The organism is Kitasatospora sp. NPDC091257 (assembly GCF_044757675.1).
Taxonomy (GTDB): domain Bacteria; phylum Actinomycetota; class Actinomycetes; order Streptomycetales; family Streptomycetaceae; genus Kitasatospora; species Kitasatospora lactacystinica.
Genome location: NZ_JBIVVI010000306.1, coordinates 1 through 8,140 on the forward strand (window position 1 = coordinate 1; position 8,140 = coordinate 8,140).

Consider the following 8,140-nt stretch of genomic DNA (forward strand, 5'->3'; position numbering starts at 1 on the left):
CCAGGCCGGGGCGTCCAGGGCGTGCCGGTCCAGTGCAGCTCCTGAGGCAGGTGGCCCTGGTCGTTCAGCAGCAGCACGGCGGGCGGCCGGCCGGGCGCGTAGCGCAGGACGGTCAGCGCCGCGTTGGCGGCGTTGACGCCGAGCCAGCGCCAGGCCGGGGCGTCCAGGGCGTGCCGGACCAGCCAGCCGACCAGGAAGGCGTGGGTGACGACCAGCTCGTGCCGCTCCTCGCGGCCCGGCACCGGCCCGGTGAACCGCTCGACGGCCCGCCGCGCCAGCGCGGCGCCCTGCTCCCGCTCCTGCGCCGTGGTGGACGAGAGGAAGTTCAGCAGGAACTCGGCGCCGTCATCGGGGAGTTCGTCCCGCTCGGGCACGTGCGGCACGAAGTCCCCGGCCTCCTCGCACGGCTGCGGCCGCACGCCGGTCAGTTGTTCCGCGACCAGCCGCGCGGTCTCGGCGGCCCGGGGCAGCGGGCCGTGGTGCAGCACCGAGACCGGACGGCCGGCCAGCCGCCGGCCCAGCAGGGCGGCCTGTCGGCGTCCGGCGGCGGTGAGCCCGCTGCCGTCGCCTTCGGACGCGGCCTCGCCGTGGCGGGCCAGGTAGAGATAGCGGGTGGCGCGGTCGGTCATGTTCGGGGCCCCTCACGGTGGACGAAGATCGATTCGCCCCGGAGTGACGCGCCGTGGGCCGTGCCCGGTTCCGGCTCGGGCGGTGCCCCGTTCCGGCTCGGGCCGTGCCCGGTTCTGCCTCAGCCCGCGTGGGCCTCGTCCAGCAGCGCCAGCTCCTCGGCCGACAGTCGCAGTGCCCCGGCGGCGATGTTGTCCTCCAGGTGCGCCACGTCGCCGGTGCCCGGGATGGCCAGCACGTGCGGGCCGCGGTGCAGGGTCCAGGCCAGCCGCACCTGCGCGGTGCTCACCCCGCGCGCCTCGGCCACCGCCCGGACCTGGGCGGGCTCGGCCTCGCCGGCGCCGCCCTCCCGCCCGGCCCCGGCGATCGCGTAGAAGGGGACGAAGGCGATGCCCTGCTCCCCGCAGATCCGCAGCACCTCGTCCTGCGCCGGGGTGGCTCCGATGCCGTACGGGTTCTGCACGCAGACCACCGGCGCGATGGTCTGCGCCTCGGCGAGCTGGTGCGGGTGGACGTTGGACAGCCCCAGTCGGCGGATCAGCCCGGCCCGGCACAACTCGGCCAGCGCGCCGAAGCGTTCGGCGACCGAGTCGGTGCCGAGGACGCGCAGGTTCACCAGGTCGAGGTGGTCGCGGCCGAGCTGACGCAGGTTCTGCTCGACCTGGGCGCGCAGCCGCTCGGGGGTGCGGGCGTGCTCGACCCACTCGCCGTCGAGGCCGCGGCCGGGGCCGACCTTGGTGGCGATCACCAGATCGTCGGGGTACGGCACGAGCGCCCGGTTGATCAGCTCGTTGGCGGAGCGCAGCGGCGAGAAGTAGAAGGCGGCGGTGTCGATGTGGTTGACGCCCAGCTCGACCGCGCGGCGCAGCACCCGCAGCGCCTGCTCGCGGTCGCGGGGGACGGCGTGCGGGACGAGTGCCGGGCCGGTCTGGGGCAGACGCATGGTGCCGAAGCCGATCCGGTGGACGGTGCGGTCGCCGAGCTTCCAGGTACCGGAGGCGGCGGCCGTGACGGGGGTGACGGGGGTGACGGGGGTGTTGGCAACTGCGCTCGAAGTCATGCCCATGATGATCACTGCTGCACCGGCCTGAGCGCCAACGATTCGACCATGCGTGAATCCACGGGGGTGGGGCTTGGCGGCCGAGCGCGGCGCGGCGCAGGTGCTGAACGACCTGCACGCCGGGCTCCGCTGGACGGAGGGCGCTCTGCGGCTGCGCCACCGCACCCGCCCGCTGCCGGGACCCACGGCCGGGGCGGGCCTCCCGCTGGTGCCGTCCGTCTTCACCGGCCCGGCGCTCCGCACCCGTCCGGCCCCGCCGGACCCGCTGCAGCTCGCCTGTCCGGCGCGCGGCACCGGCACCCTGTGGGCCACCGCCCCGGCGGCCGGCGCCGAGGCTGTGGCGGCCGTCCTCGGTCGCTCCCGCACCCGGCTGCTGACGGAGCTGGCGGCCCGGTCTCCACGACCGAGCTCGCCCGGCGCACCGGGTTGTCGGCGTCCGCGGTGTCCCAGTACCTGACGGCTGTGCGGGACGCCCGCCTGGTCGGCGCCCACCGGGCCGGGCGGTCGGTGCTGTGCGCGCGGCGCCGCCGGCGGAGGGTGAGCGGGTGTTGCTCCGCGCGCCGGCGTGTCGCCCCGGATGCCGGTGTCGTCGGGCCGCAGGTGCCGGACGGCCGTAATGTGCGGGACATGACACCCAATCGAGGTCCCCGGCAAGGCCCCCGGCACCCCCGGCAGCGGCGCCGTCGGACCGTTCTCGTCGCCGCGCTGCTCGGGGCCGCCGTCGGCGCCGTCGCGCTCGCCGGGGCACCGGTGCGGTCGGCCGCCGCACCCGCCGCCGCACCCGCCGCCGACACCCGGCTCCGCCCGGCCGGTGCACCGCCGACCGTGTACGCGCACCGCGGCGCCTCCTCCGCCGCGCCGGAGAACACCCTGGTGTCGGACGAGGTGGCTCGCCGGGCCGGCGCCGAGTGGGTCGAGAACGACGTCCAGCCCAGCAGTGACGGCGTCCCGTACGTGCTGCACGACGACACCGTGGACCGCACCACCGACGGCACCGGCCGGATCCGCGAGCTGACCGCCGCCCAACTGGACGCGCTGGACGCCGGCTCCTGGTTCGCCCCGGCCTACGCGGGCACCCGGCTGCCGACCCTGGCCGCCCAGCTGGAGGACCTGCGCACCCGCGGTGGCCGGCTGCTGCTGGAGATCAAGGGGCCGCACAGCCGCGACGAGGTCGCCCGGATCGTCCGGGAGGTGCGCGACCACGGCATGGCCGACCGGGTCATGGTCCAGAGCTTCGAGGTCGACGCCCTGCGCCACACCCGCGAACTGGCCCCCGAACTGCCCCTCGCGCTGCTCCGCTCCACCCTGGACGCCGACCCGGTCGCCACCGCCCGGGGCCTCGGCCTGGCCGCCTACCACCCCTCGGACGACGCGCTCTCCGCCCGCCCCGGCGCGGTCGGGGAACTGCACGCCGCCGGGGTGGCGGTCAACGTCTGGACGGTCGACCTGCCCGCCCGCTGGAAGGCCCTCACGGCGGCGGGCGTGGACGGGATCATCACCAACCGCCCGGCGGAGCTGGCCGGTTGGGCCGCCCCGGATCGTGCGGACCGAGGAGGGCTACGGCCTGCGGCCCCCGGAACTGCGGTAACCGGACGGTGGTCCGGTGTTCGGTGACGAACTTTATGGTGATTCCCCTGGATAAATGGTTCTGATCAGCCGTGCGGTTGTAGGGGTGCGCCGACGGGGGCCAGAAATAACCAGTGCCCATGACGATGACTTCACCGCTTCAGGTGGCTCTGAAATGCATGTCACCCGAACGGCCCATAAGTGCCTGTCCTTCCATGCGGCTTTCGGGAAGCACGTCGGTGCTTACCCCTGTGTGGGATATTCGGATCAACGCTTCGAACTCCGCTGGCCGGGGAACAATCTTGTCGACCTGTACAACATGGACTACAAGTCCTGTCTGAACATCTATACGCTGGAGGGCTCGGAGGTCGAAGGGGGGTACTGTGGGAATCTCAATGCCGACCTCCACGTCGAGGGGTCGCTCAATCCAGGGAACATCGTCAAGCTCTACATTCTGTACGACGGGACCAAGTACTGCCTGGATTACAACACCGAGGTCCTGTCCTGGAGGTGTCACACCATCGACCGCCAGGAATGGGAAGTGCTGAGCGGATAGCGGCGACTGCAATTCCTTCGGCCGGACAGCAGACCCCGGAACAGGGTCTGCTGTCCGGCGCCGCGGGTTTTCTCAGGTGGTGCCGACGTATCCCCCTCCGCAGGTCGGTCCGGCACCGCCACCGCCCCGGACCCGACCCGGGGCGCCGGGTGGCGGAGGCTTCTGCGAGAGTGCGGGCATGACGCCTCCGATCCTCAGCTGCGCCGTCCTGGACGACTACCAGGGCGTCGCCACCAGCAGCGCCGACTGGTCCCCGGTGGCGGGCCGGGTCTCGGTGACGGCCTTCCGCGAGCACTTCGGCTCGGAGGAGGAGCTGGCCGCCGCGCTCGCCGGGTTCGACATCGTGGTCACCCTGCGCGAGCGGGTGCCCTTCCCGGCCTCGCTGTTCGCCCGGCTGCCGCGGCTCCGGCTGCTGGTCGCCTCCGGGATGCGCAACGCGGCGATCGACCTCGCGGCCGCGCAGGCGCACGGGGTGACGGTCTGCGGCACCGCCAGCTCGGGCACCCCGCCGGTCGAGCTGACGTGGGCGCTGCTGCTCGGACTGGCCCGCGGCATCGTCCAGGAGAACACCGCGCTGCGCGAGGGCGGCCCCTGGCAGAGCACCGTCGGCGCCGACCTGCACGGCCGGACGCTCGGGCTGCTCGGCCTCGGCCGGATCGGCGGCCGGGTGGCCCGGGTCGGCCTGGCCTTCGGCATGGACGTGGTGGCCTGGAGCCGGAGCCTGACCGACGAGCGGGCCGCCGGGGCGGGCGTGCGGCGCGCCGCCGACAAGGAGGAGCTGCTCCGCGAGAGCGACTTCGTCTCGATCCACCTCGCCCTCAACCCGGGCACCCGGGGGCTGATCGGCGCGGCCGAGCTGGACCTGATGAAGCCCGGGGCGTACCTGGTCAACACCTCCCGGGCGGCGATCGTCGACCAGGACGCGCTGCTCACCGCGCTCATCGGCGGCCGGATCGCGGGTGCGGGCGTCGACGTCTTCGACATCGAACCGCTGCCCGCCGACCACCCGATGCGCACCGCTCCCCGGCTGCTGGCCACCCCGCACCTGGGGTACGTGTCGCAGGACAACTACCGGCGCTACTACGAGGAGGCGGTGGAGGACATCGCGGCGTTCCTGGCGGGCGAACCGATCCGTCGGCTGGGCTGACGCCTCCTGCGCCAGGGGGTCCTCCGCCGCATACTGACGGCATGACGGGTGGAGACGGCGGCCGGGCCGCGGGCCGGCGCGGGGTGCTGCGGGCGGGCGCGGCGGCGCTGGTGCTGGGTGCGGCGGGGTGCACGAGCGGGAGCAGGCCGCGGGCCGCGACCACCGGCCCGGCCGCCACGACGCCCGTAGCCACGACGCCCGCCGCCACGAGTAGTGCCGGAACGCCCGCGCGGACACCGACCCCGCTGCCCCGGCCGCCCCTCTGGCAGCCCGGCCCCGGCGAGATCCAGCCCGACGTCAAGCGCCGCGCCGTCGAGCTGGTCGCCGCGCTCGGCGCCTGGCCGCCCGGCGGGCAGGGCACGGAGGCGGCCCGTGCCCGGGTGGCGGCGCTCGGCCTGCCGCCCGCGCTGGCCGACGCCGCGGGTCCGCTCGCCCCGGCGGCGGCCGAGGCGAGCCTGGAGGTGATCGTCGCCCAGTACGGAGGCATCCTCGACGACTCGGCGAGCGTGCTCGTGGTCTGCCGTCAGTGGACGCGCGGTCCGGACGGTTCGGTGGCCGAGGGCGGCACCACGGTGGACGTCCGGCTGAGCCGGGCCGAGCCGCGCTGGACGGTCACCGAGCTGCACCCGGGAGTGGCGGGCCCGGCGGCCGCCGCACCGCCGCCCGCGGTGGCCCGGGTGCTGGCCGAGCCCCGGGTCGAGCTGCCGCCCGAGGCCGCCGCAGACCTGCGCAGCGGCACCGTGCACGACAGCGTGCTGGAGGCGATGCTGCGGCTGGCCGGCCCGTACACGCTCTCGGTGAGCGTGGTGCGGACCGGCCACCCGCTGGACGTCTTCGGGACGACCCGGCCCAGCGACCATCCGCTGGGCCGGGCCTTCGACGTCTGGCGGATCGACGGGCTGGCCGTGGTCGACCCGGGTACGTCCCGGCAACTGGTCGAGTCCTTCATGCGGGACGCGGCCGCCGCCGGTGCGTACAACGTGGGCGGGCCGGTGGCGATCCCGGGCGCCGGCAACCGGTTCTTCACCGACGACACCCACCACGACCACTGCCACGTGGGGTTCAACTACTAGGAAGTCAGCTGACGTTGACCCCGCTCCAGGCCGCCGCGACCGCGTTGTACTCGGTGCTGGCGGCGCCGTACAGGTCGCGGGCCGCGTTCAGGGAGGCGGCGCGGGCGCCCTTGTAGTTGGTGGTGGAGGTCATGTAGACGGTCAGCGCGCGGTACCAGATCTTGGCGATCTTGTCGTGGCCGATGCCGGCCACCGTGGAGCCGTTGCAGGTCGCGCTGTTGTAGGTGACGCCGTTGATGGTCTTGCTGCCGCTGCCCTCGCTGGCCAGGTAGAACCAGTGGTTGCCGACGCCCGAGGAGTAGTGCACGTCGAGCTTGCCGACGCTGCTGCTCCAGCAGTCGGCCGAGGAGCCGTCCAGCGAGGGCTTGTCGAAGCGGCGCAGCCACGGCGGGGTGGACTGGTCGCTGAACAGGTAGTCGCCGGTGTCGACGCTGTTGTTGGCGTACCACTCGACCATGGTGCCGAAGATGTCGCTGGTGGACTCGTTGAGGCCGCCGGACTCGCCGCTGTAGCGCAGGTTGGCGGTGGCGCTGGTGACGCCGTGGGTCATCTCGTGGCCCATGGTGTCGAGGTCGACCTGCTCCGGGTCGCTGCTGCCGTTGCCGTCGCCGGTCATCATGCAGAAGCAGCTGTCGGACCACTGGGCGTTGTCCCAGTTGGTGCCGACGTGGACGAAGACGGTGGCGCCCTTGCCGTCGTTCTTGATGCCGCTGCGGCCGTGGACGTTCTTGTAGTAGTCGTACGTCCAGGCGGTGTTGGCGTGGGCGTCGACGGCGGCGGTGGAGCGGTCGGTGGAGAACTTCTTCCCGTCGCCCCAGACGTTGGTGGTGCTGTTGAACGCGGTGCCGGAGGTCGCCTTGATCGAACTCGCGGAGAGGTTGTTGGCGTCCTTGGTGACGTGGCCGCGGACCGGGTCGGTCAGGGTGTAGCCGCCGCCGGACTTGGCGGTGGTGTCGATGCTGATCCTGCCGGTGTACTCGGAGTTCCCGGTGCCGGTCGCCTGGTGCTCGGCGTCGTAGGACTCGATCTGCTCGCCGGTGGTGGCGTCGGTGACGACGACCTTGCCGGCCGGCTCGCCGTGCGCGCCGGTGCCCGCGACGGTGGTGCGCCAGGCCAGCCGGGGCGTGCCGTCGGCGGCCCAGACGACCAGCTCGGGGGTGCTGACGGCGTCCTGGACGCCCGGGGCGGCGGCGAGCGCGCCGGCCGCGCCGGACTGCGCGGTCACCTTCGGGACGGTCGACTTCACGGCGGCGTCGTGGGCGGCCGCGCGGGAGGAGTCCTTGAGCCTGCCCTTGGCGTCCTGGTGGACGACCAGGTCGCCGCCGACCACCGGCAGGCCCTGGAAGGTGCGGTCGAAGCGGACGTGCGAGGCGCCGTCGGCGTCCAGCACGACGTCCTTGAGCACGAGGTCCTGGCCGGCGCCGAAGCCGAACACCCCCGCGTTGTGGGTGACGTTGGCGCGGGCCTGGGATATCGCGGCCTCGCGCGGGGCGGTGGCGGCGGAGGCCGTGGCGGCCGGGACGGTGGCGCCGGCGAGGGCGGCGACGACCGCGACGGCTCCGGCCACGCGGGCACGGCGGGAGGAAGGCGTGGGGGTCACTCTGACTCCAGTGGGGGTAGCTGTGCAGGGAAAGGAGCTGCGTCAGAGATTGACCGGGGTCAGTCAGATTCAGCTAGAGGAAAGGTCATAACTTTGCCAAGTCGTGTCCTTGGTCGATAAAAAATGATCAGAACTTAACAAGGGGTCTACAGTGCCGTCGTGACGATCGACTACCTGTGGCGCGGCCCGCTCACCGACCCCGAACTCGACACCCTGCACGCCGAAGGCTTCGGCCACCCCGGGGAGCCGGGCGACCGGATCGCCCGCCTGGAGCGGCACAGCCTCGGCTGGGTCACCGCCCGGCGCACCGCCGCCGACGCCCTGGTCGGCTTCGTCAACCTCGCCTGGGACGGCGGCGCCCACGCCTTCCTGCTCGACACCGTGGTCGCCCCGGACGCCCGGCGGCAGGGCATCGCCACCCGGCTGGTCGCCGAGGCCGCCGACGGCGCCCGCGCGGCCGGCTGTACCTGGCTGCACGTCGACTACGAGCCCCACCTGCGCCCCTTCTACC

General features: G+C 73.7%; 9 protein-coding genes. 6 read left to right on the forward strand and 3 right to left on the reverse strand.

All coding sequences use genetic code 11. From position 1 onward, the window contains the following. Both ACIQOV_RS16515 and ACIQOV_RS16520 read right to left on the reverse strand, forming a co-directional pair. On the reverse strand, nt 1-629 hold a 629-nt coding region (locus tag ACIQOV_RS16515; protein ID WP_401049127.1), incomplete at its 3' end, for a histidine phosphatase family protein. A 119-nt stretch (nt 630-748) separates the two neighbouring features. After that, on the reverse strand, nt 749-1,687 hold the full coding sequence (locus ACIQOV_RS16520) for an aldo/keto reductase (protein WP_401049129.1): 939 nt from the start codon (nt 1,685-1,687) through the stop codon (nt 749-751). Between the two features lie 73 nt (nt 1,688-1,760). Here ACIQOV_RS16520 and ACIQOV_RS16525 point away from each other — a divergent pair, with 73 nt between their 5' ends. From ACIQOV_RS16525 to ACIQOV_RS16545, 5 genes are all read left to right on the forward strand, one after another. Then, the gene (locus ACIQOV_RS16525; protein WP_401049131.1) at nt 1,761-2,144 is read left to right on the forward strand and encodes a hypothetical protein; all 384 of its coding nucleotides are present in this window, start codon (nt 1,761-1,763) and stop codon (nt 2,142-2,144) included. Nucleotides 2,145-2,314: 170 nt separating this feature from the next. Then, a complete protein-coding gene (locus tag ACIQOV_RS16530; RefSeq protein ID WP_401049133.1) occupies nt 2,315-3,301 on the forward strand; it encodes a glycerophosphodiester phosphodiesterase in 987 nt (328 codons plus the stop codon). Between the two features lie 28 nt (nt 3,302-3,329). After that, nucleotides 3,330-3,809, forward strand: a complete 480-nt coding sequence (locus ACIQOV_RS16535) for an RICIN domain-containing protein (RefSeq protein WP_401049135.1) — start codon at nt 3,330-3,332, stop codon at nt 3,807-3,809. Between the two features lie 178 nt (nt 3,810-3,987). Continuing rightward, nucleotides 3,988-4,956 (forward strand): D-2-hydroxyacid dehydrogenase family protein, encoded by a 969-nt coding sequence (locus ACIQOV_RS16540; RefSeq protein ID WP_401049136.1) that lies wholly within the window; start codon nt 3,988-3,990, stop codon nt 4,954-4,956. 41 nt (nt 4,957-4,997) lie between these two features. After that, a complete protein-coding gene (locus ACIQOV_RS16545; protein ID WP_401049138.1) occupies nt 4,998-6,029 on the forward strand; it encodes a hypothetical protein in 1,032 nt (343 codons plus the stop codon). A 4-nt stretch (nt 6,030-6,033) separates the two neighbouring features. On the opposite strand, the gene ACIQOV_RS16550 is transcribed toward ACIQOV_RS16545, so the two are convergent. Then, entirely contained in the window at nt 6,034-7,629 is a 1,596-nt protein-coding gene (locus tag ACIQOV_RS16550) for a M4 family metallopeptidase (RefSeq protein ID WP_401049140.1), read from the reverse strand. Nucleotides 7,630-7,788: 159 nt separating this feature from the next. On the opposite strand from ACIQOV_RS16550, the gene ACIQOV_RS16555 reads away from it, so the two are divergent. Beyond that, nucleotides 7,789-8,140, forward strand: a 352-nt coding sequence (locus ACIQOV_RS16555) for a GNAT family N-acetyltransferase (protein WP_401049142.1), incomplete at its 3' end; no start/stop codon positions are given.